Genomic DNA, 25,441 nt, shown 5'->3' with positions numbered 1-25,441 from the left:
GAGGTTTTCCGGTGGGAATCCCCGATAGCGTGAGATGGTGCGTCCCGACGACTATCAGCCCGCCCTGACCTGGCGCAGTCATGTGTGGCGGCTGGCGCTGATGCTGGTGCTCAGCGCGATCGCCTTCGGCGATCAGAACCACGCACAGTATCTGTGGTCGCATGCGCGGTGGCAGTTCGTCGCCGACATCGTGCTAGGCGCGGTGTCGTTGGTGGTGGTGTGGTGGCGCCGTTCACATCCGGTGGCGGTCAACACCTTCGTCAATCTCGCATCGTCGGTGTCGACGCTCAGCCTGGGTCCGGCCGCGCTCGCGCTGGTGTCGCTGTCGACGCGGCGCCGGTGGGTGGAGATCATTCCGCAGCTCCTGCTGGGATTGGCGATGACGGTGGTGACGCAGCAGTTCTTCGCCTCGCCCCGGCCCGAGCCCCAGGCGTTGCAGTACATCACCGCGGTGATCGCCACGGCCGCGATGGTGGCGTGGGGTATGTACATCGGCTCGCGGCGGGAGCTGCTGGCCCAGTTGCGGGCCCGGACCGTGCTCGCCGAGTCCGAACGCGATTCCGAAGTTGCCCGGGCCCGCACCGTGGAACGCACCCGCATCGCCCGCGAGATGCACGACATCGTCGCCCACCGCATCTCGGCGATCAGCATGCACGCGGGTGCGCTCGCGTATCGCACCGACCTGTCGGCCGACGATATGCGGGAGACGGCGCAGACCATCCGGGACACCGCGAACCGGGCGCTCACCGAACTGCGCGAGGTGCTCGGTGTGCTGCGCGACGATCCCGGCGACGCCGATCCCGAGCGACCGCAATCGGGCGCCTTCGACATCGACGCGCTGGTCGCCGACGGTGTCCGCGACGGTATGCGCATCGTCTACACGTGCTCACTTCCACTGGCCGAGGTCCCGGAACCGCTGCTGCGAACGCTCTATCGCAGCCTGCAGGAGGCACTGACCAACGCCCGCAAACACGCGCCGGGGGTGCTGGTGTCGGTGCTGATCAAGGGTGCGCGGGGTTCGGGTGTGGATCTGCTGGTGGACAATCCGTTGCCGTTGACGGCCCCGGCCGGGGTTCCCGCGTCCGGTCTGGGTCTGGTCGGGTTGTCCGAGCGCGTCGCCCTGGCCGGCGGGCGGTATTCGGCGACGCTGGGCGACGACAAACGTTTCGTGTTGCACGTGTGGCTACCGTGGACGGCATGACCGGAGACAACGCGGCCGCGCGCATCATGCTCGTTGATGACGATCCCCTGGTCCGGTCGGGGTTGCGGCTGCTGCTCGGCGGGCAGGCCGATCTGACGATTGTCGCCGAGGCCGCCAGCGGTCAGGAGGCCGTCGACCTGCACACCGCCGATCCGGTGGACCTGCTGCTGATGGATCTGCGGATGCCCGTGCTCGACGGCATCGCCGCCACCCGTATGCTCAAGGCACTGCCGGAGCCGCCCGCGATCCTGGTGCTCACCACCTTCGACGCCGACGACTACGTGGTGCGCGCGCTGGCAGTGGGGGCCGACGGCTTTCTGCTCAAGGACACCGATCCGCCGGAGATCGTGGCCGCGATCCGCGGGGTGCTGGCCGGGCGGCCGGCGCTCAGTCCGTCGGTGACGGCGGCGCTGATCAAGCAGGTCGTCGACGGTTCGGGCGGCGACCGGTCGGCCGCTGCGCGCCGGGCGGCCGAACTGCTCACCGACCGCGAATGCGAGGTGGCGGTGTGCCTGGCCAGGGGCAGTTCGAACGCGGAGATCGCCGCGGAGCTGTTCATGAGCGTGGCCACCGTCAAGGCACACATCTCACACATCTTCGGCAAGCTCGGCGCCACCAACCGGGTGCAAGTGGCCATCGTCATGCACGATGCCGGGCTGGCCTGAGAACTCAGTGCTGTAGCGCGCGGACTTCGACGACGTCTCGGCACCTGCGGCGCAGCTCGGCCTCGAATCCGGAGCGCAGTGTGTCCGCCGACGCCGGGCATCCCCGGCATGCACCCGCAAGGTCGACGGTGACGACGCCGTCGTCGACCCCGATCAGTGCGATCCGGCCGCCGTGGGAGCGTGCGTAATCCCCGAGCCGGCCATCGATCACCTCGCGCGCGACCTCCGCGATCGTGTCGTTGCCATGGCCCCCGGATCCGTCCCCGGCCGGTGTCCCGGCGTGCCAGTCAGCGGGGGTGCGCAGTGCGGCGGTCAGCGCGGTGCGCACCGTCTTCCCGATCCGCGGCCATGCCGCCGGCTCGGCGGTGAGCACCACCGACCGCGCGCCGACGGTGATCGCGGTGAGCGTGCCGTCGGCCTGCATCCGTCCGAGCTCACCCGGCGCCCGCACCGTTCCCCTGACGGTCAGGATGCCGGGCGGGATGATCCAGCGGATCTGGCCCGGCAGATCGCCCGGTTCCGGGTGCATCGGGACCGGCACTTCCGGAAGGCCAAGCGACACAGGCGCACCGCGCGAGGTGACCGCCCGGCGGTTTGCCGGGCGGGGTAGCCGCCTTCGGCGCAGCACGGCCCGTGTCACCACACCCAGACGGTGATGGTGTGGGCGATGTACGCCATCACCCAGGCCAGCACCGAATACGCACAGAAGATGATGACCGGCCAGCGCCACGACGCGGTCTCGCGGCGCAGCACCGCCAGCGTCGACGTGCATTGCAGCGCGTAGACGAAGAAGATGAGCAGCGCAACGATGGTCGGCGGGGTGAACACTTTGTCGCCCTTGTGTGAGCCGTCCTCGTAGCGGGCTTCTTCCAGCCGGGTCGCGGGGTCTTCCGGGTCCTCGGCCGCCGACATCTGCCCCAGTGTGGCGACGAACGTTTCGCGGGCGGCGAGCGACGACAGCACGGCCACATTGGTCTTCCAGTCGAAGCCGAGCGGATCGAAGACGGGCTCGACGCTGTGGCCGAGTCTCGCGGCGACACTGTGGTTCATCGTGTAGGTGGACACCGCCGCCGAGTCGGAGGGGTCGATACCCGCCGATTCGAGGTCGGCGTCCGAGCGCATCGGCAGGTTCAGCAGCGCCCACAGCACGACGGTGGCGAACAGGATGATGGTGCCGGCCTTACGGATGAAACCTTTGACCGGCGACCAGATCTCGACGAGCATCAACTTCCACGACGGGACCCGGTAGGGCGGCATCTCCATCGTGAACGGCATCACCGGCCCGCGGCGCTGAGAGAACACCGAGATGATCTTGGCGACGGTCATCGTCGAGATCGCGCCGAGCAGGTACAGCCCGAACAGGACGGTGCCCTGGGCGTTGAAGATCCACACCTTCGACTCCGACGAGATGAGCATCCCGATCAGCAGGGTGTACACCGGCATGCGCGCCGAACAGGTCATCAGCGGCAGCGACATCACGGTGGCGAATCGTTGCCGCGCCGACGGCATGGTGCGGGTGGCCATGATTCCGGGGATCGCGCAGGCCACCGACGAGAGCATCGCCACGAACGCCCGGCCTTCGAGCCCGACGGTCCCCATCATCCGGTCCATCAGGAACGCCGCGCGCGAGAGGTAACCGAGTTGCTCGAGGAAGGTGATGAGCACGAACAGCAGCGCGATCTGCGGCACGAAAACCAGCACGCCGCCCACACCGCCGATGAGGGCGTCGGCGACAAAGCTGGTGAACCAATTGTCGCCGCCGACGTCGTACACCCATTCGCTGAGCTTCGCGAAACCGGTTTCGACGTAATCCTGCAGCGGCGCGGCGAGCGCGAAGATGGTCTGGAAGAAGCCGAACATCACCGCGAAGAAGATCAGGGTTCCGATCACCGGGTGCAGCAGCACCTTGTCGATCCGTTCGGTGATCGGGTCGGGTTCGGGCGAGCGATAGTCGGCCTCGGCCAGCACCGATTCGCTCCACGCCGCCCATTCCTCGGTGCCCGAGGGCGGCGGGTCGATCACCGGATGCGGCCACGCGGCGATGTCGCCGAGCAGCGAACGGACCTGTGCGCCGGAGCCCTTGCGCCGGCCGTCGATGGCGGCGACCGGGATACCCAGTGCCGCACTGAGCTTGTCGGTGTCGATCGAGCCGCCGCGCCGGGACAGTTCGTCGAGCATGGTCAGGCACAGCACCGTCGGCAGGTCCAGGGAGATGACATCGGCGATGAGCCCGAACGACCGGCGCAGGGTGCCGGCGTCGGCCACCACCAGGATCGCATCGGGTTTCTCGACGCCCTCGATCTCGCCGGCGAGGACGTCGGCGACCACCTGTTCGTCGATGCTGACGGGGGTGAGGTCGTAGGTGCCGGGCAGGTCTTCGAGGGTGATCTGCCTGTCGCCGGTCCTGACGACGCCGACGGTGCGGCTGACGGTGACACCCGGATAGTTGCCGGTCTTGGCCTTGAGGCCGGTGACGGCGTTGAACACCGTCGACTTTCCGGTGTTGGGCGCACCGATGAGCGCGACCTTCGCCGACGACGCGGCGAGCGTCCTGGTCGATGTCGTGGAGCCGGAATCGCAATGCGGGCACGCCGCTTCGGTGCTCGTCCCGTGTTCGCAGTGGCTGTCCAAAGCCGGATCACTCATGATCGGTGCCCGCCTCGCCGCGGAGTTCGACGTCGATCAACGAGGTCTGGGCACCGCGCAGGCAGATCGAGGTGTCGCGGAACCGGTACTGTCGTGGATCCCGCAGCGGCGCGGCGCGCAGCACGGTGACCTCGGTGCCCCGCACCAGACCCATCGCCGAAAGACGGTGGATCACATGAGGATCCGCGTCACCGGAGATTCCGATGACGGTCGCGGTATGGCCCGGTTGAACGCGGTCGAGCGTGGTGTACCGGGCACCTGTCACAGTGCTGGATGCCTTGCCGTAAGCAAGGTCAGGCTGGGCCGATTCGGACATGTCTCACCTCAGGTAACGAAATTACGCTCAGGCAAGGCTCAGCTTCGCGTGACAAAAGTCCCTTTGCGGTCGCCCAATGACCCCTTTGACGATCTGCCGACGAGTGCGTCGGACTCGTCAGAGACCCAGTCCGGTGCCGTGGACACCATGTTCGTCGACCAGTGCGAGTTCGTCGTCGGTGAGTTCCGGGAAGTCGAGGGCGGCCACATTGTGATCGAGTTGCCAGGTGGAGCTGGCCCCGATCAACGCCGACGTGACCTGTGGTCGCCGCAGCACCCATTGGAGCGCAAGCTGCGCCAGCGACTGTCCGCGGGACTCGGCGAGTTTGTTCAGTTCGCGGGCCCGCTGCCGGTAGGTGTCGTCGATGACGTCGGGCCGCAGGAACGTCGAGTTGACCGCGCGGGCGCCGTCGGGGATCTCCTCCAAGTACTTGTCCGTGAGAAGACCTTGGGCCAGAGGCGAATACACGATAAGCCCGAAGCCGTCGCGGTCGGCCGTCTCCAGCAGTCCGTTCTGTTCGATGCGCCGGTCGAAGATGGAGTAGCGGGGCTGGTGGATGAGCAGCGGCACCCCCTCGGCGGCCAGCTCTTCGGCGATCGCGTGCGCACGGTCGGGCAGGTAGTTGGAGATGCCCACGTACAGCGCTTTTCCGCTGCGCACCGCCGACACCAGTCCCGACACGGTCTCCTCCAGCGGCGTCGACTCGTCGGGGCTGTGGTGATAGAAGATGTCGACGTAGTCGACTCCCAGGTCGCGCAGGCTGTGGTCGAGCGATCCCAGCAGCGACTTACGCGATCCGCCCTTCAGATACGGGCTCGGCCCGATCGGATTGCCGGCCTTGGTCGACAGGATCAACTCGTCCCGGTGCGGGGCGAGGTCTTTCGCCAGCACCCGACCGAAGTTCTGCTGCGCGGCACGGTGCGGCGGGCCGTAGCGGTCGGCGTTGTCGAAGTGGGTGATGCCCAGATCGAAGGCGTGCCGGATGATCTCGCGCTGCGTCTCGAACGGATAGTCGGTGCCGAACTTCTGCCACAGACCGAACGAGAACGCCGGCAGGTCCAGGCCCGAGCGCCCGGTCCGGCGGAACGTCGCGTTCTCATAACGGGCCGGGTCGGCGGTGTAGGTGAGTTCGGTGGGTCCGTGGGACACGGTTTTCCTTCCGGTCGGGGCTCGGTTCCGGTGGTGATCTTCCGGTGTGATGCGGGCGGCAGTCCGGCCGACAGATAACCATCCGGCGTGACGTGCGGTCACCCGTTGCGCCCGCGCTGATCGCAACTCGACGGGCAACAGCTGTGCGGCACTAGCTTTCGTTGGGGCCGGCAGCCACACACCTCCCCGACGACCGACGAGAAAGCTGTCATGAGCATCCCGAACACCGAATTCCTCTGGTACATCCCGAATCAGAACGAGCCGGGCCATCGCGGCGACACCGCCGTCGAGGGCCACAACAGCCTGGAGACGCTGACCGAGCACGCGCTCGCACTCGAACGCAGCGGCTGGAAGGGCGCGCTCATCGGCACCTCGTGGGGACGCCCGGACACCTTCACCGTGGCGACGGCGCTCGCGGCACGCACCACCACGTTCGAACCGCTCATCGCGGTGCGCCCCGGGTATTGGCGGCCGGCCAACTTCGCGTCGTCCATCGCGACCCTCGATCACCTGTCCGGTGGCCGAGTGCGGATCAATATCGTCTCCGGCAAGGACAATCTGGGCGCATACGGCGACGCCGAGGCGGAGCAGGCCGACCGCTACGACCGCACCCGCGAGTTCATCCAGATCATCCGCAGACTCTGGACCGAGGAGAACGTCACATTCCGGGGCGAACACTTCTCCGTCGAGAACTCCACGGCCGTACCGCGTATCGAGGCCCGCGAGGGTCGCCCGCACCCGAAGATCTATTTCGGCGGCGCGTCCGAGGCGGCCGAGCGGGTGGCCGCCGCCGAGGCCGATGTCCAATTGTTCTGGGGTGAGCCGCTCGACGGTGTCGCCGAACGCATCGACCGCCTCAAGAAGCTCTCGGAGACCGTCGACAGGCAGCACGCGCCGCTCGAATTCGGTTTGCGCATCACCACATTCATCCGCGACACCACCGACCAGGCATGGGAGGAGGCCCAGGCACGCGTGGCGCAGATGGCCGAATCCGAGCCCACGACCACCGATTTCGTGCGCCGCCGCGAGGCCGTCGGCCAGCGCCGCCTGTTCGACCTCGCCTCCCGCGGCGAGGTGCTCGACGACAACCTGTACACCACCCCCGGCAAGTTCGGTGGTGGCGGTGCCGGCACCACCTGGCTGGTCGGATCGGCCGAGGACGTCGCGAAGTCGCTGCAGAGGTACGCCGATCTGGGCATCACCCATTTCGTGCTGTCGGACACCCCGTACCTGCGCGAGATCGAACGCCAGGGCTCGCAACTGCTGCCGCTGCTGCGCGGCTGAACCGGCCGGCCCCGGCCGGCACAGGAACATGAGACCCACCTAGCAACAGTAAATACAACGGTAGTACTTTCGATCTCATAGCCCACAATTGGCCGAGAGACCGGAGACCCGTCATGACCGTTGCACCACGCGTCGCGCTGATCACGGGCGCGGGCCAGGGCCTGGGCGCCACGGTCGCACTGCGGCTGGCCGGCGAAGGAGTGGCCATCGCAGTCAACGACCTGGTCCCCGAACGCGCCGAGAAATCGGCCGCGGCGGTGGTCGCCGCCGGTGGCCGGGCCGTCGCCGTACCCGGCGACATCACCGACCCGGCGACCGTGACCCGCATCGTCGATGACGTCCGCGACAGGCTCGGCCCCATCGCAATCCTGATCAACAACGCGGGCATCCCGGCGGGCGGCGTCACCCTCGCGCCGTTCGCCGACACCTCTCCCGCCGACTGGGAAGCGATGATCGGACTCAACATCTACGGCGTCCTGCACTGCACGCACGCCGTGATCGGGCAGATGACCGAACTCGGCTGGGGACGCATCATCACCGTCACCTCCGACTCCGCCCGTACCGGCGAAGCGCGGATGGCGGTGTACGCGGCGTCGAAGGCCGCCGGCGCATCGCTGATGCGTTCGCTTTCCAAGGAACTCGGGCGCGACGGAATCACCTGCAACACCTTGTCATTGGGAACGATCGTGCCGGCCGAACTGGCGGGCACCGAACGAATGCTGGCCCACGCCAAGCGATATCCGCTGCGCCGCCTGGGAACCTACGACAACGTCGCGTCGGCCGTCGCGTGGCTGGTCTCCGACGACGGTGGCTGGACCACCGGCCAGACCATCCCCATCAACGGCGGCTACAGCACAAGCTAGGGCGGCACCGAATGCACTCACTCCCGAAAAGAGGCTGACCGCACTATCTGGCGGTGGCCCCCGGGGCCACCTCGGCGCGGACGCGCTCCAGCACACCGACGAAGGCGGCCGCGTCATCTCCGAGAGGCGCGACGAGCACCTCGCGCAGTACCGGTAGCAGGTCCGCGACATCGGCCCGCAGCAGGTCGTCGCCGTCATCGGTGAGCTGAACGACCCAGCTGCGCCGGTCGGCGGGATCGACGTCGCGGGTGACCAGGCCACGGGCGGCGAGCCTGTCGACGATGCTGGTGGTGCCGCTGTTGGACACCCCGAGCTGACTGGCCAGCGCCGACATCCGCATCTGCCGGCCCGGGTTCCGCGAGAGCCGGATCAGCGCACTGAACTCGTTACCCTGCAGTCCGTGCCCTCGGTGCACACACGCCACGCTGCGTTCCAGGCCACGGGCGACCTCCAGGACGAGCCCCGACAGGGAGATGACGTCGTCGTCGCGCATCCGGACACCCTCCGATTTATTTCGCTTGCGAACATTTCGCCAGTAATCGTACACTGAGACTTAGTTCGCTATCGAAATATCCTTTGACGAAGGAGCTGATGATGAACACCGCCACTCCCCGGGCCGCCTGGCGTACGTTCGCGATAGTCGCGGCGGTGCACTGCCTGGTGGTCATGAACGACACCGTGGTGTTCGTGGCACTGCCCTCGATCGGCCGGATGCTCGGACTGGCACCCGCCGACCTGGGCTGGGTGATGAACGCCTACCTCCTCTCCCTGGGTGGATTCCTCCTGGTCGGAGGGCGGCTCGCCGACAGATTCGGCCGCAGGCGCGTACTGATCGCCGGGCTGATCGGGATGTCACTCGCCTCGGCGCTCGCCGCCCTCGCCTGGACCGGCCCGGTCCTGATCGGCGCACGAGCAGCCCAGGGCATCGCGGGTGCGCTCGTCGCCCCGGCCGCGATGTCGGCGATCGCCGACATCTTCCGCGACACCTCCGAACGGGCCAAGGCCACCGGACTTCTCGGCGGCGTCAGCGGGATCGCGGGATCGGTGGGCGCGCTCGCCGGTGCCGGGCTCACCGAACTCGGCTGGCGCGCGACATTCTGGTTCTGCGTGCCAACCGCCGCCCTGCTGGCGGCGCTGGTCCGCCGGCACCTACCCGACCGGCGCGGCGATTGCGCACTGCCCGATATGCTCGCCGCCACCGCGTTCACAGGCGGAGTGAGCTTGATCCTGCTCACCATCACCGGCATCGGGATCCGGCCCGCGGCCGTCACCGCGCTCACCGCGACAGGCGGCGTCGCGGCACTCGCGGCGGCCTGGCACCGGCAGCGGACCGCGCGCGATCCGCTCCTGCCGCAGGCCCTCACACGCTCGGCGTCGACGGTGCGCGGCATCGGGCTCAACGCGGTGCTCGGATTCGGCCTGTTCGGCGGCTTCCTGATCGTCACGCTGTTCCTGCAGGTGCTCCACGGCCTCGACCCGCTGCCCGCGGCAGCGTGGATGCTGCCGATCAGCGGTGCGATGTTCGCCGGATCCCTCACTGCCGTCCGGCTTCTCGCCCACATGCCACCGCAACGGGTGCTGCGCGGGGCCCTGACCGTGCAGGCGATCGGACTCGGTTGCTGGGCCGTTGCCACCCATGCCGATGCCGGGATGCCCGGATACGGTGTGGCCGGTGCGCTGTGGGGCCTCGGGGTGGGCGCATCGCTCGCGTCGGCGTTCGTCTGGGCGACCCGTGATGTCCCCCGCCCCGCACAGGGCGCCGCGGCCGGTGCGGTGAACACCGCCCTGCAGGTCGGCGGAGCCGCCGGGGTCGCGGTATTGGGCTGGACCGCTTCGGCTTCCGGTGGGGTCAGCGATTCCGGGGTCGTGCAGGCAATCGCGGGCGCGGCGGCGCTGATGGTCGTCGGAATCGCGGTCACCGGACCTCGTTGGTCGGCCCGGCCGGTCACCATCCCGCCTGAGCTCGCCACGGCGCCCGCGGCCGAGACGTTCGACAGGATCGTCGATGCCGGTGTGCGACTGGATAACCCGAAGGCCCGACAGGAGTGGCCGGCGTGCGAGTTGAACTGCTGAGACGAGACGGTACGAGCGTGCCCGGGGCCGGGAAACCTCTCGTGCCCGGGCACGTTCGCTCCCCAGGTAAGTTCGTGGGATGGATACGGGCTCACCGGAACAGCATCCGGAGGTTGTCACGGCGGCGGGCCGCGTGCGCGGTCGATGGCGGCCTACGACCGGAGGCACCGGATCACTGTGGTCGGCGGCGTTCCTGGGGATCCCGTTCGCCGAACCACCGGTCGGCGAACTCCGGTTCGCGGCTCCCGTTCCGAAGGCGCCGTGGGAGGGCGTGCTCGATGCGGCCGAGTTCGGCGCCACCCCGCAGCGCGGCGACCCGGGCGTCACGCTCATCCCGGAACCGAGCATGCCGGGCGAGAGCACCCTCAACGTCAACGTCTTCACACCCGCACCGCGACAAGGGGTTCCGGGGCTGCCGGTGATGGTGTGGATTCACGGCGGCGGCTACTACGCGGGGTCACCGGCCAGCCCCTGGTACGACGGCCGCAACTTCAACCGCGACGGTGTGGTCACCGTGACCCTCTCGTATCGGCTGGGTTTCGACGGTTTCGGCTGGATCGAGGACGCGCCATCGAACCGTGGTGTGCGAGACTGGTTGCTGGCGCTGGAGTGGGTGCGGCGCAACATCTCCGCGTTCGGCGGTGATCCCGGTCGGGTGACTGTCGCAGGCCAGTCGGCCGGTGGCGGCGCGGTGACCACGCTGCTCGGCATGGAGTCCGCGCAGCACCTGTTCCACGGTGCGTACTGCATGTCGGGGGCGGTGAACGCGCTGCCGACGGCCCGGGCACGGGAGTTCGGTACAGCGCTCGCCGAACGGGCCGGGGTGGCCCCGACCCGGGCCGGATGGTCAACGCTGACGGAGGAACGGATCCTCGAACTCCAGAAGAACGAGACGGCAATCGGTCTGCGCACACTCACGTCGATGCGGACCGGCGGATTGCCGCTGGGGCCGACCGTCGACGGCGACCTGATCCCGCGATCGCCGCTGAAGTCGTTGCGCCACGGTATCGGTGGCGATAAACCGTTCGTGGTGGGCTCCGTCGACGACGAGTTCTCAATGGCCGCGGTCAAGGCGGGCAAGGTGCTGCGATGGATTCCGCGTAATGCGTTGCTGCGGCTGGCCGGACTGACCGGTGACAGGCGGGCCGCATACCTGTCCGACAACGCGGACGTGGCCGAGCGCGGCAAGATTCTCCTGGCGGGCCGGGTGCTGACCGATGCGGTGTTCCGGGCGAATGTGCTGCGAATGCTCGATGCCCGCGGCCCCGGTCCCACGTGGGCGTACCGGTTCTCGTGGCCATCCCGGAAGGACGGCCTGGCCGGGCACTGCATCGATGTGCCGTTCTTCTTCGACTGCCTCGACGGCCCGGCGCTGGAACCACTCACCGGGGGCAATCCGCCGCAATCCATTGCCGACGAACTACATTGTGTAGCTGTTGATTTCATCACCGCGGGCAAGCCGGGATGGTCCCGTTACGACGAGCCCGGCAACCCGATCCAGATCTTCGACACCCCGTCGGCAGTCAGGCCCGACGGCTACGCGCAGGTACGCGCCCTGGCACCCCGGCGCTAGCAACGCCCCCTATTCCGCGTCGTCGGCGACGAGCCTCTGATACTGCGGGAAACGTGTCAGGAACGACTGGACGTAGGTGCACACCGGGACGATCTTGAGGCCCTGCGCGGCAACCTCGTCGAGCACTGAATGCACCAGCAACCGGGCGAAACCCTTCTTCTCGTAGGCGTCGGTGGCGATCGTGTGCAGCAGCACGATGGTGCCGTCGTCGCGGCGTTGGTACCCCTCCAGACCGATGAGCTCGTCACCCGACCACAGCTCGAACCGTTCGCTGCCGGGATTGTCGCGCAGCGCGGGCTCCGGATCGAGGGCGAGGGTCGGCGGGGGAACCGGAATCTCGGTACTCATATATCCACCGTAGCCCCGCCGGCCCGCGACGGATGCGGCTTTTGGTCCACAGTCGCCACGTCCCCGCGTCCCGGGCACCCGTTGACAGATTCTTTTACTCTGTTAGAGTAAAAGCCATGAGGAAGACAGACCCCGGGCAGGCGATCAGCATGATCTGCCGCGCCGGCACCGCTCACGACCTGTTCGACGGCGCCCCCCGCCGCGACAGTGACCGCCGCTCCGCACGGCGCACCTTCCGGTCGCTGCTGATGGCGGTCCATCCCGATCGCAGCGCGGCGGACGGAGTCGACAGCAGCGCCACAACGGCGGCGGCGGCCCGGCTCTCCGAGCTGTACGCGGACTGGCAACGCGGCGCCGCCCCCGCCGCCGAGGCGCACGTGGTCGGCCACCACGGCACCTATCCGCTGCGAAACCGGTTGTGGGCCAACGAGCGTGTGGCCTGCTACGAGACCGGAAAGCCAGGGGAACGGGTGGACATCGACCGGACGGACGGCGGACGATGCTCGTCCGCGCTCCGCGAGCTGTGGCTCGAAGCGGCGGTCCACGGTATGTCGGCATTCCTCCCCGGGAGCTCCGATTGCGGGGTGACCGACGGACGCAGCTGGGTCCAGTACCAGATCCCCGACGGCATGGTGTCACTGCGCGAGGTGCACGAGGCCTACCCCGACGGGCTCGACGGCAGGGACTGGGCGTGGATGCTGCGCCGCATCCTGATGACGCTCGCCGCCGCCGGCCGGCCGCACGGCGCACTGTCCGTCGACACCGTTCTCATTCGTCCCGAACAGCACGGGGTGGTGCTGACCGGCTGGACGGCCGCGATAGGCGGTGACGGCCCGGTCCTCGCCGGACTCACCGACACCATGCTCCGGTCGAGGGAACCACGCCAGTCACGGTTCATGCATGCGGCACAAGAGCTTTCCCCCGGCAAGCAGCTCACCGAATACGACCTGCTGCTGCAACACCTGTACGGCCGCAGACGTTTCCGGCCTTTCACCGTATCTACCGGAACCAACAATTGATAGGAGGCCCATCATGGGTGGAGGATATTGGGACACAAACGCTTTCCGCGCCGCGTCGGCGGCACGCAGGGCGGCGGGCGATCCCGACTTCGGATACAGCGACCGCATGCGGAACCTGCCGCGCGATCAGCGCACCGCCGCACCGGCTCTCGACGTGTTCGGGGCACAGGCGCGAGAGGCCCGCGACAGCGCCGAACACCCCGCGTCGACGCCGATCGTCGTGCTGTTCGACGTCACCGGCTCGATGGGTATGGTGCCGGTGACCGTGCAGAAACGGCTCGGCGACCTGCTCGGCCTGCTCACCCGCGGCGGGTATGTCACCGACCCGCAGATCATGATCGGGGCCATCGGCGACGACCAGTTCGACGACGTGCCGCTGCAGATCGGCCAGTTCGAATCCGACAACCGGATCGACGACCAGCTGCGCGAGGTTTATCTCGAAGGCGGCGGCGGCGGTGACAAGTGCGAGGGCTACGCGCTGGCCGCGTACTTCCTCAACACCCGTGCCCAGACCGATGCGTGGGACAGGCGCGGCCGCAAGGGATATGTGTTCTTCATCGGTGACGAGATGAACAAGGAGGCCGTGTACGCGCGGTCGGTGCGCCGGATCATCGGCGACGACCTCACCGAGGACCTGCGGGTCGAGCAGGTATACCGGGAGCTGGCGCGGAAATGGCACACCTTCTACGTGCTGCCCAATCTGACCAGCTACTACAACGATCCGGAGATCGAGAACCACTGGCGTCCGCTGGTCGGTGAGCGTCTCCTCAAGCTCGATGACCCCGACGGGGTGGCCGACCTGATCGCACTGACGATCGGGATGACCGAGGACGCCATCGACCTCAAGGAGGGCCTGGCGGATCTGAAGGCGACCGGATCCAAGACGCACCGGGCCGTCGGCAAGGCGCTCAAGCCGTTCGCGGGCCGGGCGGTGACCACCGGCGGTGGCCGGTTGCCGGAGGACCTATGACCATCCGGGCGGTTGGATCGCCCACCCCCCGCCCGAAGGGCGCCCCGATAATTGTGGTGGGGCTCGGCTATGGCGACGAATCCAAAGGCGCCACAGTCGATTACCTCGCCTCCACGATCGGGGACACCGCAGCCGTGGTGCGCTGGTCCGGTGGTGCGCAGGCCGCCCACAATGTGTGTCATGGCCCGCGTCACCACACCTTCCGGCAGTTCGGGTCGGGCACGCTGCGCGGGGTCCGCACCATCCTGCGGGCACCGATGCTGGTCAACCCGGTCTCGCTGGCCGCCGAGGCCGCCGAACTGGCGACTCTCGGGGTCGGCGACCCGCTCGGGCTGCTCACCGTCGACGCGAATGCGTTGGTCACCACCCCAATTCATGTGGCGATGAACCGGGCTCGCGAGATCGCCCGCGGTGCCGGCCGGCACGGCTCGTGCGGTGAGGGGATCGGCGAAACCCGGGCGTACGCACTGGCGGTCGAGGCCGCGGCGCGCCGGGGCGAGGCCGTGGGCAACTTCCCGGTCCACGCCGATGTCCCCGGCTCCCCCGCCCTCACGATGGGCATGCTGCGCAGCCGTGCGGCCACCGTCGGCGCGCTGGATGCGCTGGCCGGTTACGCACGGCCACTGCTGGATTCGGTGAACCACCCCGACGTAGCGCTCGAACCGGTCGAGACCATCGCCGAGGCGCTGTGCGAGATCGCTTCGCTGCTGCGCGTCGTCGATGATATGGATGCCCATGTGGATGCGGCCATGGCGTCGGGGACGGTCATCTTCGAGGGCAGCCAGGGCGTGCTGCTCGACGAGTGGTACGGCTTTCACCCGTACACCACCTGGTCGACGATCACCCCACGGCAGCTGGTGGCCGATCTCCGTGCGGCGGGCCACAACCCGTATGTGCTTGGGCTGACCCGCAGCTACGCCACCCGGCACGGTGCGGGGCCGATGCCCACCGAGGATCGCTCTCTCGACCTGCCCGACGTGCACAATCGGGAGGGCCGCTACCAGGGTGCCTGGCGGACAGGGCATCTCGATCTGCCCGCGCTGCGGTACGCGATCGCCGCGGCCGGTGGGGTCGACGGCATCGGGGTTTCGCACCTCGACGCGGTCGGCACCCGGGAGCTGCTGGTGGCCGACAGCTGGTCGGGAATCCCCGATCCCCTGCCGCTGCCGTCGGGTACCGGCGTCGGCGAATTGGCGGCGCTGACGGCGCGGGCGTCGGCGGCCGAGCCGGACTACCGGGACCTGCCCGGCACTCCCGACGGCGTGCTCGACCTGATAACTTCGGCAACCGGATGCCCGGTGGTACTCGCCGCGGCAGGACCACAGCGAACCGACCGAAGGATGTTGTGCCCGAACCTCACCTGCTGAGCATCGTGTGTGTCGACGTCGTCGCGCTGAGCTTCCGGCGCGACGACCGTCGCGTCGTCGTCGGTGTGCACCGGCGCACTAGCGAGCCGTTCACCGGCAGGCTCGTGCTGCCGGGTGTGGTGGTGACCAGCGGTGAACGGTTGCGTGATGCCGCCGGACGGGCACTGGGCAAGTTGGGACTGGGTACGCCGGCCGCGCTGGGACAGTTGCGCACCTTCGACGAACCCGCCCGTGACCCGCGCGGTCCGTCGCTGTCGATCGCCATGTGGGCGGTATTCGATGACACCACCGCCCGGGCCGCCGAACACGCCGAATGGTTTGCCCTCGGTGAGGTGCCCGAGCTCGCGTTCGACCACAACGGCATCGTCGGCACCGCCCGCGAGCTGCTGGCGGGCGCGCTGTGGCGGGATACCGCGTTCACGCGGGCGCTGACCGGTCCGGTGTTCTCGGCCACCGACGCCGTCGCCATCACCGAACAACTCGACGGCCGGCCCCCGCACCGGGCCAACCTCAACCGCGACCTCGCCAAGAATCCGGACCTCACCGAAGCGGGTACCGCCCCGGCGTCCGGAGGCAGACCCCCCAAACTCTGGAAGTGGACGTCCTGAGACACCGATCCGGAATCCCGGTGCCACACGACTGCCGCCGGGATTCCGGATTGATCTGTCAGAGTTCCCAGTCGGGGTTCGGCCGGACGGGCACTCCGTTCTCGTACTCATAGAAGCCGACTCCGTCGCCGAGACCGGCCTTACCCTGCGAAATCCCGCGCTCGACAAGCATTTCCGAGAACTTGTCACCCTCGGGTGTCCGCTCGGCCTTACTGGCGTTGATCGCGACCACCACGTTGAAACCGACCACGTCGTACACCTGGAACGGACCGCCCGGCGCGCCGGTGGAGATCGTCCAGTCCCGGTCGATGTCGGCGGGATTGGCCACCCCGTTGACGTACAGCAGTGCCGCCGCCTCCAGCCACGGGATGAGCAGGCCGTTGAGTACGTAGCCGGGGGTTTCCTTCAGGATCCGGATCGGCACCAGGTTGATCTCCTCGGCGAACCCGACGGTCCGCTCGAACACCGCCGGATCGGTTTTCGGGGTGGCCATCACCTCACCGGTGTTGCACCGCCACACCATGTTGGCAAAGTGCAGGGCGAGGAATCGGTCGGGGTGACCGGTGGCGTCGGCGAAGTCCGACGGCAGCAACGACGACGAGTTGGTGAGCAGGATCGTGTGATCGGGGGCGGCCGCACCCACCTGCGCCCACACCGACTTCTTCAGCTCCAGGTCCTCGGGCACCGCCTCGATCACCACGTCGGCCGCGCCGACGGCCTCGGCGAGAACAGTGGAGGTGGTGATGCGGGCGATGGCGGCGTCGAACTTCTCCGGCGTGTACTCGGGCACCTCGGCGACGTAGTAGCCGCGCATCCATTCCCAGCGTTCGGTCAGCTTGTCGAGGAATTCCTGTTTGATGTCGTAGGCGACGACATCCTTACCCGCGTACGCGGCCTGCATGACGATCTGGGATCCGAGGACACCGGTTCCCAGCACGGTCACCTTCTGTAGGTTGGTCGATTCGCTCATGTGGCCACGCTACGTCGGTTGCGGTCCGGACGTAGGCTTTCAGTCATGAAGACCGACGAGAAGACGCTGCGCCGCATCCATACGATGTCGTTCGCGTCGGTGTACCCCCTCTACGTCGCCAAGGCGGAGAAGAAGGGACGAACGAAAGCCGAACTCCACCAGGTCATCACGTGGCTCACCGGTTTCGACGACGCCCACATCGCCCGTCATGTCGAGCAGGAGACCACGTTCGAGGAGTTCTTCGCCGACGCACACCTGAACGAGAACGCCCCCTTGATCAAGGGCGTGATCTGCGGCGTTCGGGTGGAGGACATCGACGACCCGGTGATGCAACAGGTCCGGTACCTCGACAAACTCGTCGACGAGTTGGCCAAGGGCAAGGCGATCGAAAAGATCCTGCGGTCCTGACCGGCGCCCTCAGGACCCGGCGTACAGGGTGGTGACGGCATCGATGAGGTCGGTCAGGCCGGCCGGACGGGTGTCGCGCCACCAGGCCAGGAGGACCGGGATCCGTGGCCCGTCCTTGACCGGCCGGTAGACGACGCCGGGCCGCTGATGATGGTCGACGGTCGCCGACGCCGTCGTCCCGACGGCGTGGCCGACGGCGATGGTGTCGAGCCAGCCGTCGACGTCGGTGGATTCGATGAACCGTGGTTGCCGTTCGAATCCCTGCCACAGGTCGGCCGAGGTGGTACCGAGGCGGGTGTCGATGACGACGGTGCGTTCGGCGATCTCGGCCATCGTCAGCATCCGGCGGCGCGCCCACTGCGGATCGTCGGCGGCGAAGGCCACGAACCGGCGTTCGAGGCCGACGATGACGGACTCGAAGCGGCGATCGTCGACGGGTTTGCGGACGATCGCCACATCGCACAGTCCCTCGGCGAGGCCGGCCGTCGGGGAGTTGTGGCGGACCAGTTCCAGTTCGATCGCCTCGTGCTCTGCGGCCCACCGTCGGCGCAGCGGGGCGGTGTGTTTGCCGAGAGCCGCCCACGCGTAGCCGAGGCGCAGCGTGCCGTGCCGAGTGCGCAGGAACTGGTCGAATCGGTCAGCCTCGGCGAGCAGTCGTCTGGCGTGCGGGAGGACTGCGAGTCCCGCGCTGGTCAGTTCACAACCGCGCGGCACCCGCCGCAGCAGCCGGTCCCCCACCGCGGTTTCCAGCGATGCCACCGTCCTGGAGACCGACGCCTGCGAAACATGTAGCACCGCAGCCGCATCGGTGAACGATCCGGAGTCGGCGACGGTCACGTACACCCGTAGCTCCCGCAACGAGACAGTCATAACCAAATCGTATGGCACAGTCGAAACATGCACTAGGTGAATCGCGGATGCGCGCCTACGGTTGACCGGTGACCACGCAGCAGTCCAGCGCCCCGCAGCACATGGCGGCAACCGCCGAGATTCCGGCCCCCCGGCGTGCGTCGGGAATTGCCATGATGCTGGGCAGCGCGGCCTCCAATCAGGTCGGCGCGGCGCTCGGCGCGAAGGCGTTCCCAGCGATCGGGCCGGTCGGGGTGGTGGCGGTGCGCCAGCTCATCACCGCCGCGGTGCTGGTGCCGCTGGTCCGTCCCCGGTTCCGTGGCCTGACCCGTGCCCAGTGGCTGCCGACGCTGGGGCTGGCGGTGGTGTTCAGCAGCATGAACCTCACCCTGTATCTCGCCGTCGAGCGGATCGGTCTGGGTCTGGCGGTCACCCTGGAGTTCCTGGGACCGCTCACCGTCGCCATCCTCGGCTCACGCCGCATCATCGACAGGCTGTGCGCCGTCCTCGCCGGAGTCGGGGTTCTCGTGCTGACCGATCCCGGCCCGGCCACCGACTTTCTGGGTATCGCGTTCGGACTGGTCGCCGGTACCTCGTGGGGTTGCTACATTCTCCTGAACCGAGCTGTAGGGCAACGACTTCCAGGGATACAGGGAACCGCGACGGCCAGTGCCGTCAATGCCGCGGTGTGGCTTCCCGTCGCGGCACTCTGGTTCAGCACCCACCCTCCGACGACCGCCGCACTCTTGCTGGCGGTAGCCTGCGGACTGTTGTCGTCGGTGGTGCCGTATGCCGTCGACCTCGCCGCCCTACGCTACATCCCCGCACCGGTGTTCAGCACGTTCACCAGCATCAACCCGGTGCTGGCCGCACTCGCCGGATGGCTCGCGCTGTCGCAGAGTCTGGCCGTCAACGAATGGGTGGGCATGGGACTCATCGTCGTCAGCAATGTGATCGTGAGCGCCCGCGGAATGACCGTCCGAACCGAATAGCCACGTGCCTGCACCGCTCACCGGTTCGGCAGACGCTCGCCCGATAACCTGAGCGTCTGCCGGTTCGGTGAGCGCGAAAAGTCGGATTTCCGGCAACTGCGCGGGTAGGTTGGCTCACATATGTGTCAGGAGCGAACGCCATGAGACCACTCCGCTACTCGATCAACCTCACCCTCGACGGCTGCTGTCATCACGACGCGGGCCTGCCGCCCGACGACGAGTCGATGCAGTACTGGTTCGACAAGATGGCCGGCGCCGACGCCGAGCTGTACGGCCGGGTCACCTACCAGATGATGGAATCCGCCTGGCGCAAACCGGAATCGGGGATCTGGCCGGACTGGATGGACGAGTGGGAGGTCCCGTTCGCCGAGGCCATCGACCGCACCAAGAAGTATGTCGTATCAAGCACCTTGACCGAGGTCGACTGGAACGCCGAACTGCTGCAAGGAGACCTGGGTGATGCGGTCCGCGAGCTCAAGGAACAGCCGGGCAACGGCCTGTCGGTGGGCGGCGTACGGCTTCCCCGCGCACTGGCCGACCTGGGGCTGATCGACGAGTACGAGTTCGTCGTACACCCGGTGATCGCAGGCTACGGCCCGACGCTCCTCTCCGGCCTGCGTGAACGGATCCGGCTCGAACTCGTCGATCGCCGGGACTTCCGTTCCGGCACTGTCGCCCTGCGCTACGTACCCGTGTCCACTCCATCGTGAATTCGACCACGGCAATGCCACTGCCCCCTGCCGGTGGCGTGTGAGTCAGTCCCTCCGGATGTCGAGGAGTTGTTCGAAGAAGCCACCGAAACGGCGATCGGGGTCGAGCAGGTGGATTTCGAGGATCCAATGCGACGGGGTGCCGCCGGGAAGCGGGTCTCGTAGCCGGGTCGTTGACCCGGGTGCGACATACGAGGCGATCTTGTCGCCGGGGATGGTCGCGTGCGGGAAGTCACCGACGAGGTGTCCGGCGATGTCGCCGCCGAAGACGAAGCCGGCGTTCTCGGCTATCGTCACCACCGCGTCGTACAACTGCTCGCCGGTGACGTCGGGGTCTGCGTCGAAGGCCGCACGAGCGGCCCGCCACACCGGCGCGAGTGCGTCCCGGACGGCGAGTTTGGCCGGGTCGTCGCCGAGGACGTAGGTGCGGCCGAAGTCGGCCTCCCAGTCGGTCAGGAGCGGACCGAAGTCGAGAAAGACGATGTCGTCGGCGCCGATGATGCGGTTCGGTGGGTTGTCGCGGTACGGATGCAGGGTGTTGGCTCCGGCCCGCACGACCCGTTTGTGCCAGTAGCGCGTGATCCCGAATGATTCTGCCGCCAGCACTTTGATGGCGTCGCTCAATTCCCGTTCGGTGATGCCGGGTGCGATCAGCCCACGCGCCACCACCTCGTCGAACAGTGCCTCGGCCCGGGTTTCGGCGTCGATCAGGGCCGCGACACGCGTGGCTTCGTCACTACTGGTCACCTGCCGATTGTGCCACGGCACCACCGCGTACTCTGCGGGCGCCGGAGGGCCTACTCATCCTGGGTGAGGCGATATTTTGCTGTTCACGAACTCGATAATTCTCGACCGCTTATTGACCACTATTCTGTGCAGCCCGCCGTCAGCCGTGTGGACGATGAGTCCGGTGTTCCTGAGACCCAGCATCCGGTAGGTATCCAGTCCGACGATGTCGCGGTATTCGATTCTGATGACTCCGATGTCGATCGTGTTCGATATCGCCGAGTCGAATGTTATTCCGCTGTCGTCGAAGTACAGATATCCACCGACGTACTGCAGCCCACGCCGGTAGGACGCTCCAACCCTTTCTTCTATGTAATCGTCCATACTCGCGAGTGTAGTCACGATCCTGGACGAAACCAGGCACCTGTCATTTGAATGCGGGCGAGGAATCAATCAATCCGGTGTGACGAGTGCGAGAACCTCGCGCAAGGCCACCGCGAACTCCCCCGCATCGCGGGCACCGAGCCGGGCGTAGTTGAGCACCAGCCCCGGCACCGCATGCACCGTGGACTGGCTGCTCAACGACCTCGTCCGCCAACCAGATCGATCGAGCGCCGCGACCACCTCCTCGTCATCGGAACCCGGCAGCAGGACGCACAGGTGCAGCCCCGCCTCCACCCCGGTCACGGCGAGTTCCGGACATTCGCGGCCCAGCGCCGTGACCAGCCGGGAACGCCGGTCGCTGTAGACGCGGGCGGCCCGCGCCAGGTGCCGGTCCATCGCCCCGGAACCGATGAACTCACCGAGTGCGTCGGCGGGCAGCGACGACGGGCCCCGACGATGCACGGCCAGCCACCGCTTGACGGGCCTGCGCAATGCGGCCGGCGGAACACACCAGGCGACACGCAGATCCGGCGACAGCGACTTCGACGACGTGCCCACGTACGCGACGTGGCCGGCGGCGCCGGGCAGGGTGACGAGCGCGGGCAACGGCGCTACGCCATAACGGAACTCGCCGTCGTAGTCGTCCTCGATCACCAGAGAACCTGTCCACCTGGCCCATTCGACGAGGGCCACCCGGCGGTCCACGTTCACCCGGTATCCGAGCGGGTACTGATGCGCCGGGGTGGTGAACACGATCCCGGGTTCGGTGCCGAGGGCAGCGGCGTCCAGACCGTCGGGTTCAACCCGATGGAACCGCACGTCGAGGCCCTGTTCGCGGGCCATGAGGAGGGCACCACGATAACCGGGATCCTCGATGTGGAAGGGGACCACGTCACCTGGCCGTTCGGCCGCGAACGCGGCGCACAGCGCGGCGATCGCCGAACGCGAACTGTCGAACAGCAACGGATCGGCGTCGGCGATACCCCGGTGCCGGCGCAGATGCCCGGACAGTTCGCTGCGCAGCCGCGGGCTCGGCTCCTCCCACGGGTTCAGTCCGGCCATGCCGTCGGACACCGCCGCGCGGACTGCGCTGCGCCACGCCCGGCCGTCGACCAGATCGGCGTCGGGGATACCGGGGCGCAGATCTCGCCGCGACCGTCCGCGACGCGGTTCGAACGCCCTGCCCGGCAGGGCGTCCCGCTTTCCGCGCGTCCGTGCTCCGGCCCGCGCCGCCTGCGCCGCACCCACACTCACCCGGGTCCCCGAACCATGTTCGGAGACGACGAAACCCGCGGCCGACAACTCGTCGAACGCACGCACGACCGTCCCACGCGACAGCCCGGTTTGCTCAGCGAGTACGCGGCTCGAAGGCAACCTGTCGCCGTCCGCGAGAACTCCGTCGGCGATGCGGTCGATGATCGCACCCACCAGATCTGCGGCCCCCGCGACGCCACTGAGGACCAGCGACCCAGGGCGAGCGGTGCGTGCCATGCATCAACTGTACGCACCTTGGCGGCAAAGTGGTCCTATGAATATCGCGGAAGTGGACCTTCAATCACGGCCACTTAGGCGCTGGAATGGCATCCATGACGATGTTCCGGCAGTCCCACCGCCTCAAGAACGTGCGCTATGACGTTCGCGGCCCAATACTCACCGAGGCGATGCGCCTGGAGAGCGAAGGGCACGACGTGCTGCGCCTCAACCTCGGGAACATGCGCCCATTCGGGCTGACGGCCCGGCCCGAGATCGTCGACGCCGTCGCCGCGGGTCTCGATGCCGCCCAGGCATATTCGGATTCGCGCGGGATCCCCGTCGCCCGTGAGGCCGTCGCGAACCACTATCAGAGGCAGGGCATCGATGGCGTCCGACCCGACAATGTGTTCCTCGGCAACGGGGTCAGTGAGCTGATCACGCTCACCCTTCAGGCGCTGGTCAACCCGGGTGACGAGATCCTCGTACCCGCACCCGACTACCCGACATGGACCGGCGCCGTGAACCTCACCGGTGGCGTCCCGGTGCACTACCTGGCCGACGAGTCGAACTGCTGGAACCCGTCGCTGGAGGACATCGAATCCAAGGTGACCCCGAGGACCACCGCGCTGGTGCTGATCAACCCGAACAACCCGACCGGCGCCGTCTACAGCGAGGACACCGTCCGCGGCATCGCCGACATCGCGCGCCGCCACAAGCTGGTCCTGCTCAGCGACGAGATCTACGAGGAACTGGTGTTCGGCGACGCCCGGCACCACCACGCGGCCCGCGCCGCCGGCGACGACGTGCTGTGCCTGACGTTCGGTGGCCTGTCGAAGGCGTACCGGGTGTGCGGTTACCGGGCCGGCTGGGCCGTCGCCACCGGCCCCCTGCATCTGGCCGGCGACCTGCTCGAAGGGATCACGTTGCTGTCCAACATGCGGGTGTGCCCGAATGCGACTGGCCAGCACGCGATTTCGCTGGCCCTCGGTGCGGGCACCCCGGACTCTCCCCTGCCCGCCGACATCATCGACCCCGGCGGTGTGCTCGAACGGCGGCTCGCCCTCACCGCCGACGCCCTCAACAGCATCCCCGGAGTGAGTTGCGTCGCCCCGCGCGGCGCCCTGTACTGCTTTCCCCGCGTCGACACCGAGTTGTTCGGTATCGACAGCGACGAGGAGTTCGTCCTGGACCTGCTGCGCACCGAACACATCCTGGTCACCCACGGCACCGGCTTCAACTGGCCCGACCCCGACCACTTCCGCATCGTCTGCCTCCCCGACGACGCGATCCTCGACCAGGCGGTCACCTCGATCGGCAGGTACCTCGGCCGCAGGCGGCGCGTATCGCGGAGTGCCTGACCAAAACCCCACCGATACGCCCCGACGAGGAGATTATTGCGCTGGTCGGCCGTATCGGTGGGGTTTACGCACCTACACTGAGCCGATGATCACCGCAGTGCACACCCTGATCTATTGCGACGACCCACCGGCCGCCCGCGCGTTCTTCCGCGACGTCCTCGGGTTCCCGGCCGTCGACACCGGCGGCGGCTGGCTGATCTTCACCACCGGCCCCAGCGAACTCGGCGTTCACCCCAACGCCTGGGAGTACAACGGCCAGGCCGGCGGCACCGACCAGCGCTTCGACGTCTCACTCATGTGCGACAACCTCACCGCCACTATGGAAGAACTGTCCGCCAAGGGTGCCGAGTTCGACGGCGAACCCGTCCAGCAGGCGTGGGGCCTCACCGTTAGCCTCAAGGTTCCCGGCGCGGGACCGATCACCCTCTTCGAACCGAATTACGATCCGCCGGCATTGAACTGATTCGACCGCCGCTCACTGGCGAAACGACAAACCGCGAGGCAGGAAAACATGTCCTGACCTCGCGGTTCGTTTTGTGGAGCTAAGGGGACTCGAACCCCTGACCCCCACACTGCCAGTGTGGTGCGCTACCAGCTGCGCCATAGCCCCGTATTCGGTTGTTGCTCTCAGGTTTCCCTGAACGCCTTTGAAAAGTTACACCACCATCGACGCGCGGACCAAATCGCCCCGGTCACCTGCGCAAACGCGGTGACCGGGGTGACGGGGTCACTTCAGCAGGTCGGTGAGCCAGGTCTCGTTGAGGGTGACCAGCTTGCCGTCGTGCAGCACGGACGGGGTGCTGACCTGGCCGCCGCTGGCCTTGGCCAGGGTGTTCTGCGCGTCCTTGGCGTTCGCCTCCGCCTGCTTGACGCGCGCACCCGACGAGACGCAGGCCTGCGTGTTGCTGCTCGCGCCGGCATCGGCCGCGAACTTGGCCAGGGCCTTGTTGTCGTGGTCGCTCGAACCCATTTCCTGCGGCTGGTTGGAGAACAGGAGGGTGTGGAACTTCTCGAGCACGTCCTGCTTCTCGCCACCGTCGGCGATGCACTGGAACCCGGCAGCGGCGCGCGTCGAGTAGTCACCGGATGCCGAACTCTTGTTCAGGAAGTTGAGCATGTGGTAGCGCACGCGCAGTTTCTTGGCGTTGACGGCGTCGAGGATCTGCTTGCCCTGGGTCGCTTCGAACTGGCCGCAGGCCGGGCACAGGAAGTCCTCGAACAGGTCGATGGTGACGGGTGCCTTCTCGTCACCGATGACCAGCGCCGTGGTCTTGAGCTGCGATTCGTCGACCTTCTCGCCGCCGTCGTCTTTGCTCCAGACGATGCCGCCGATGACGACCGCCGCGATCACCACAATGGCCACACCGAACAGGATGTAGGTCATCGTGCTCGAGTTCGATTGCGGCTTGTACCCGGATTTACCTACCTTGGGCACCTGTTGCTTGCGGTCTTTGCTCACGGACCTGTCCTTCTGCTGTTCGCGCCCAGC

At 67.6% G+C, this 25,441-nt stretch carries 27 protein-coding genes and 1 tRNA gene; 15 read left to right on the top strand and 13 right to left on the bottom strand.

What is annotated here, in order from left to right; genetic code table 11:
- Positions 1–34 precede the first annotated feature (34 nt).
- Entirely contained in the window at positions 35–1,201 is a 1,167-nt protein-coding gene (locus tag GOAMR_RS16755) for a sensor histidine kinase (protein WP_005190516.1), read from the top strand.
- Complete coding sequence (locus tag GOAMR_RS16750; RefSeq protein WP_040515651.1) at positions 1,198–1,866, top strand: response regulator; 669 nt, start codon at positions 1,198–1,200, stop codon at positions 1,864–1,866. Before GOAMR_RS16755 ends, GOAMR_RS16750 begins: the two co-directional genes overlap by 4 nt.
- 4 nt (positions 1,867–1,870) lie before the next feature.
- Here GOAMR_RS16750 and GOAMR_RS16745 read toward each other — a convergent pair whose 3' ends face one another.
- The 4 genes from GOAMR_RS16745 to GOAMR_RS16730 form a co-directional block, all read right to left on the bottom strand.
- Complete coding sequence (locus tag GOAMR_RS16745; RefSeq protein WP_005190510.1) at positions 1,871–2,395, bottom strand: NifU family protein; 525 nt, start codon at positions 2,393–2,395, stop codon at positions 1,871–1,873.
- A gap of 107 nt (positions 2,396–2,502) precedes the next feature.
- A complete protein-coding gene (gene feoB, locus GOAMR_RS16740) occupies positions 2,503–4,512 on the bottom strand; it encodes a ferrous iron transporter B (RefSeq protein ID WP_005190508.1) in 2,010 nt (669 codons plus the stop codon).
- Positions 4,505–4,828, bottom strand: coding sequence for a FeoA family protein (locus GOAMR_RS23750; protein ID WP_005190505.1), 324 nt, complete (start codon positions 4,826–4,828; stop codon positions 4,505–4,507). The genes feoB and GOAMR_RS23750 overlap by 8 nt, the downstream gene beginning before the upstream one ends.
- Before the next feature lie 117 nt (positions 4,829–4,945).
- Entirely contained in the window at positions 4,946–5,977 is a 1,032-nt protein-coding gene (locus tag GOAMR_RS16730; protein WP_005190503.1) for an aldo/keto reductase, read from the bottom strand.
- A 210-nt stretch (positions 5,978–6,187) separates the two neighbouring features.
- On the opposite strand from GOAMR_RS16730, the gene GOAMR_RS16725 reads away from it, so the two are divergent.
- The gene (locus GOAMR_RS16725; RefSeq protein WP_005190501.1) at positions 6,188–7,261 is read left to right on the top strand and encodes an LLM class flavin-dependent oxidoreductase; all 1,074 of its coding nucleotides are present in this window, start codon (positions 6,188–6,190) and stop codon (positions 7,259–7,261) included.
- 113 nt (positions 7,262–7,374) lie between these two features.
- On the top strand, positions 7,375–8,124 hold the full coding sequence (locus GOAMR_RS16720) for an SDR family NAD(P)-dependent oxidoreductase (protein ID WP_005190498.1): 750 nt from the start codon (positions 7,375–7,377) through the stop codon (positions 8,122–8,124).
- 43 nt (positions 8,125–8,167) lie between these two features.
- Here GOAMR_RS16720 and GOAMR_RS16715 read toward each other — a convergent pair whose 3' ends face one another.
- A complete protein-coding gene (locus GOAMR_RS16715) occupies positions 8,168–8,617 on the bottom strand; it encodes a MarR family winged helix-turn-helix transcriptional regulator (protein ID WP_005190497.1) in 450 nt (149 codons plus the stop codon).
- Positions 8,618–8,718: 101 nt separating this feature from the next.
- Between GOAMR_RS16715 and GOAMR_RS16710 the strand changes: the two genes are divergently transcribed.
- Positions 8,719–10,197, top strand: coding sequence for an MFS transporter (locus GOAMR_RS16710; protein ID WP_005190494.1), 1,479 nt, complete (start codon positions 8,719–8,721; stop codon positions 10,195–10,197).
- Between the two features lie 79 nt (positions 10,198–10,276).
- Positions 10,277–11,770, top strand: a complete 1,494-nt coding sequence (locus GOAMR_RS16705; RefSeq protein WP_005190493.1) for a carboxylesterase/lipase family protein — start codon at positions 10,277–10,279, stop codon at positions 11,768–11,770.
- 9 nt (positions 11,771–11,779) lie between these two features.
- On the opposite strand, the gene GOAMR_RS16700 is transcribed toward GOAMR_RS16705, so the two are convergent.
- The gene (locus tag GOAMR_RS16700; RefSeq protein ID WP_005190491.1) at positions 11,780–12,118 is read right to left on the bottom strand and encodes a GNAT family N-acetyltransferase; all 339 of its coding nucleotides are present in this window, start codon (positions 12,116–12,118) and stop codon (positions 11,780–11,782) included.
- Positions 12,119–12,234: 116 nt separating this feature from the next.
- Here GOAMR_RS16700 and GOAMR_RS16695 point away from each other — a divergent pair, with 116 nt between their 5' ends.
- Genes GOAMR_RS16695 through GOAMR_RS16680 form a run of 4 tightly spaced genes read left to right on the top strand, consistent with a single transcriptional unit; the run spans position 12,235 to position 16,082 of the window.
- Entirely contained in the window at positions 12,235–13,137 is a 903-nt protein-coding gene (locus tag GOAMR_RS16695) for a hypothetical protein (protein WP_040515612.1), read from the top strand.
- A 13-nt stretch (positions 13,138–13,150) separates the two neighbouring features.
- On the top strand, positions 13,151–14,107 hold the full coding sequence (locus tag GOAMR_RS16690; protein WP_005190486.1) for a hypothetical protein: 957 nt from the start codon (positions 13,151–13,153) through the stop codon (positions 14,105–14,107).
- Positions 14,104–15,474, top strand: coding sequence for an adenylosuccinate synthetase (locus GOAMR_RS16685; protein ID WP_005190485.1), 1,371 nt, complete (start codon positions 14,104–14,106; stop codon positions 15,472–15,474). The genes GOAMR_RS16690 and GOAMR_RS16685 overlap by 4 nt, the downstream gene beginning before the upstream one ends.
- On the top strand, positions 15,453–16,082 hold the full coding sequence (locus tag GOAMR_RS16680; protein WP_005190483.1) for an NUDIX hydrolase: 630 nt from the start codon (positions 15,453–15,455) through the stop codon (positions 16,080–16,082). The genes GOAMR_RS16685 and GOAMR_RS16680 overlap by 22 nt, the downstream gene beginning before the upstream one ends.
- A gap of 58 nt (positions 16,083–16,140) precedes the next feature.
- Here GOAMR_RS16680 and GOAMR_RS16675 read toward each other — a convergent pair whose 3' ends face one another.
- Positions 16,141–17,052, bottom strand: a complete 912-nt coding sequence (locus GOAMR_RS16675; protein ID WP_005190480.1) for a 3-hydroxyacyl-CoA dehydrogenase — start codon at positions 17,050–17,052, stop codon at positions 16,141–16,143.
- A 45-nt stretch (positions 17,053–17,097) separates the two neighbouring features.
- Between GOAMR_RS16675 and GOAMR_RS16670 the strand changes: the two genes are divergently transcribed.
- Entirely contained in the window at positions 17,098–17,460 is a 363-nt protein-coding gene (locus GOAMR_RS16670; RefSeq protein ID WP_005190477.1) for a DUF2200 domain-containing protein, read from the top strand.
- A gap of 9 nt (positions 17,461–17,469) precedes the next feature.
- Here the strand turns inward: GOAMR_RS16670 and GOAMR_RS16665 are convergent, their stop codons facing one another.
- Positions 17,470–18,330 (bottom strand): LysR family transcriptional regulator, encoded by an 861-nt coding sequence (locus tag GOAMR_RS16665; protein ID WP_005190476.1) that lies wholly within the window; start codon positions 18,328–18,330, stop codon positions 17,470–17,472.
- A 68-nt stretch (positions 18,331–18,398) separates the two neighbouring features.
- Here GOAMR_RS16665 and GOAMR_RS16660 point away from each other — a divergent pair, with 68 nt between their 5' ends.
- Positions 18,399–19,301: an EamA family transporter gene (locus GOAMR_RS16660; protein WP_244427437.1), complete on the top strand. Its 903-nt coding sequence runs from the start codon at positions 18,399–18,401 to the stop codon at positions 19,299–19,301.
- A 140-nt stretch (positions 19,302–19,441) separates the two neighbouring features.
- Complete coding sequence (locus GOAMR_RS16655) at positions 19,442–20,011, top strand: dihydrofolate reductase family protein (protein WP_005190471.1); 570 nt, start codon at positions 19,442–19,444, stop codon at positions 20,009–20,011.
- 45 nt (positions 20,012–20,056) lie between these two features.
- Here GOAMR_RS16655 and GOAMR_RS16650 read toward each other — a convergent pair whose 3' ends face one another.
- From GOAMR_RS16650 to GOAMR_RS16640, 3 genes are all read right to left on the bottom strand, one after another.
- Entirely contained in the window at positions 20,057–20,758 is a 702-nt protein-coding gene (locus GOAMR_RS16650; RefSeq protein ID WP_170319177.1) for a M24 family metallopeptidase, read from the bottom strand.
- A 54-nt stretch (positions 20,759–20,812) separates the two neighbouring features.
- Positions 20,813–21,121 carry a hypothetical protein gene (locus tag GOAMR_RS16645; RefSeq protein WP_005190466.1) on the bottom strand — a complete coding sequence of 103 codons (309 nt, stop codon included), beginning with the start codon at positions 21,119–21,121 and terminating at the stop codon, positions 20,813–20,815.
- Between the two features lie 69 nt (positions 21,122–21,190).
- Complete coding sequence (locus tag GOAMR_RS16640; protein ID WP_005190464.1) at positions 21,191–22,612, bottom strand: aminotransferase-like domain-containing protein; 1,422 nt, start codon at positions 22,610–22,612, stop codon at positions 21,191–21,193.
- Between the two features lie 86 nt (positions 22,613–22,698).
- On the opposite strand from GOAMR_RS16640, the gene GOAMR_RS16635 reads away from it, so the two are divergent.
- Both GOAMR_RS16635 and GOAMR_RS16630 read left to right on the top strand, forming a co-directional pair.
- Positions 22,699–23,952, top strand: coding sequence for a pyridoxal phosphate-dependent aminotransferase (locus GOAMR_RS16635; RefSeq protein WP_005190462.1), 1,254 nt, complete (start codon positions 22,699–22,701; stop codon positions 23,950–23,952).
- An 85-nt stretch (positions 23,953–24,037) separates the two neighbouring features.
- A complete protein-coding gene (locus tag GOAMR_RS16630; RefSeq protein ID WP_005190460.1) occupies positions 24,038–24,415 on the top strand; it encodes a VOC family protein in 378 nt (125 codons plus the stop codon).
- A gap of 74 nt (positions 24,416–24,489) precedes the next feature.
- On the opposite strand, the gene GOAMR_RS16625 is transcribed toward GOAMR_RS16630, so the two are convergent.
- Together GOAMR_RS16625 and GOAMR_RS16620 are read right to left on the bottom strand one after the other, a co-directional pair.
- Positions 24,490–24,562, bottom strand: a tRNA-Ala gene (locus GOAMR_RS16625).
- Between the two features lie 117 nt (positions 24,563–24,679).
- On the bottom strand, positions 24,680–25,411 hold the full coding sequence (locus tag GOAMR_RS16620) for a DsbA family protein (protein ID WP_005190458.1): 732 nt from the start codon (positions 25,409–25,411) through the stop codon (positions 24,680–24,682).
- Between the last annotated feature and the right edge of the window lie 30 nt (positions 25,412–25,441).

Source organism: Gordonia amarae NBRC 15530 (assembly GCF_000241345.1).
GTDB classification, from domain to species: domain Bacteria; phylum Actinomycetota; class Actinomycetes; order Mycobacteriales; family Mycobacteriaceae; genus Gordonia; species Gordonia amarae.
The sequence above is the reverse complement of the archived record's forward strand: the minus strand, read 5'-3'. Positions and strand labels throughout refer to the sequence as shown.

Bases quoted from the DNA above. Each gene is read 5' to 3' on its own strand.
- GOAMR_RS16720 (WP_005190498.1), top strand. From the start codon at position 7,375: ATGACCGTTGCACCACGCGTCGCGCTGATCACGGGCGCGGGCCAGGGC.
- GOAMR_RS16635 (WP_005190462.1), top strand. From the start codon at position 22,699: ATGGCATCCATGACGATGTTCCGGCAGTCCCACCGCCTCAAGAACGTG.
- GOAMR_RS16665 (WP_005190476.1), bottom strand. From the start codon at position 18,330: ATGACTGTCTCGTTGCGGGAGCTACGGGTGTACGTGACCGTCGCCGAC.
- GOAMR_RS16645 (WP_005190466.1), bottom strand. From the start codon at position 21,121: ATGGACGATTACATAGAAGAAAGGGTTGGAGCGTCCTACCGGCGTGGG.
- GOAMR_RS16710 (WP_005190494.1), top strand. From the start codon at position 8,719: ATGAACACCGCCACTCCCCGGGCCGCCTGGCGTACGTTCGCGATAGTC.
- GOAMR_RS16745 (WP_005190510.1), bottom strand. From the start codon at position 2,395: ATGCACCCGGAACCGGGCGATCTGCCGGGCCAGATCCGCTGGATCATC.
- GOAMR_RS23750 (WP_005190505.1), bottom strand. From the start codon at position 4,828: ATGTCCGAATCGGCCCAGCCTGACCTTGCTTACGGCAAGGCATCCAGC.
- GOAMR_RS16630 (WP_005190460.1), top strand. From the start codon at position 24,038: ATGATCACCGCAGTGCACACCCTGATCTATTGCGACGACCCACCGGCC.
- GOAMR_RS16695 (WP_040515612.1), top strand. From the start codon at position 12,235: ATGAGGAAGACAGACCCCGGGCAGGCGATCAGCATGATCTGCCGCGCC.
- GOAMR_RS16715 (WP_005190497.1), bottom strand. From the start codon at position 8,617: ATGCGCGACGACGACGTCATCTCCCTGTCGGGGCTCGTCCTGGAGGTC.
- GOAMR_RS16675 (WP_005190480.1), bottom strand. From the start codon at position 17,052: ATGAGCGAATCGACCAACCTACAGAAGGTGACCGTGCTGGGAACCGGT.
- GOAMR_RS16755 (WP_005190516.1), top strand. From the start codon at position 35: ATGGTGCGTCCCGACGACTATCAGCCCGCCCTGACCTGGCGCAGTCAT.
- GOAMR_RS16700 (WP_005190491.1), bottom strand. From the start codon at position 12,118: ATGAGTACCGAGATTCCGGTTCCCCCGCCGACCCTCGCCCTCGATCCG.
- GOAMR_RS16655 (WP_005190471.1), top strand. From the start codon at position 19,442: ATGAGACCACTCCGCTACTCGATCAACCTCACCCTCGACGGCTGCTGT.
- GOAMR_RS16690 (WP_005190486.1), top strand. From the start codon at position 13,151: ATGGGTGGAGGATATTGGGACACAAACGCTTTCCGCGCCGCGTCGGCG.
- GOAMR_RS16640 (WP_005190464.1), bottom strand. From the start codon at position 22,612: ATGGCACGCACCGCTCGCCCTGGGTCGCTGGTCCTCAGTGGCGTCGCG.
- feoB (WP_005190508.1), bottom strand. From the start codon at position 4,512: ATGAGTGATCCGGCTTTGGACAGCCACTGCGAACACGGGACGAGCACC.
- GOAMR_RS16685 (WP_005190485.1), top strand. From the start codon at position 14,104: ATGACCATCCGGGCGGTTGGATCGCCCACCCCCCGCCCGAAGGGCGCC.
- GOAMR_RS16725 (WP_005190501.1), top strand. From the start codon at position 6,188: ATGAGCATCCCGAACACCGAATTCCTCTGGTACATCCCGAATCAGAAC.
- GOAMR_RS16670 (WP_005190477.1), top strand. From the start codon at position 17,098: ATGAAGACCGACGAGAAGACGCTGCGCCGCATCCATACGATGTCGTTC.
- GOAMR_RS16705 (WP_005190493.1), top strand. From the start codon at position 10,277: ATGGATACGGGCTCACCGGAACAGCATCCGGAGGTTGTCACGGCGGCG.
- GOAMR_RS16750 (WP_040515651.1), top strand. From the start codon at position 1,198: ATGACCGGAGACAACGCGGCCGCGCGCATCATGCTCGTTGATGACGAT.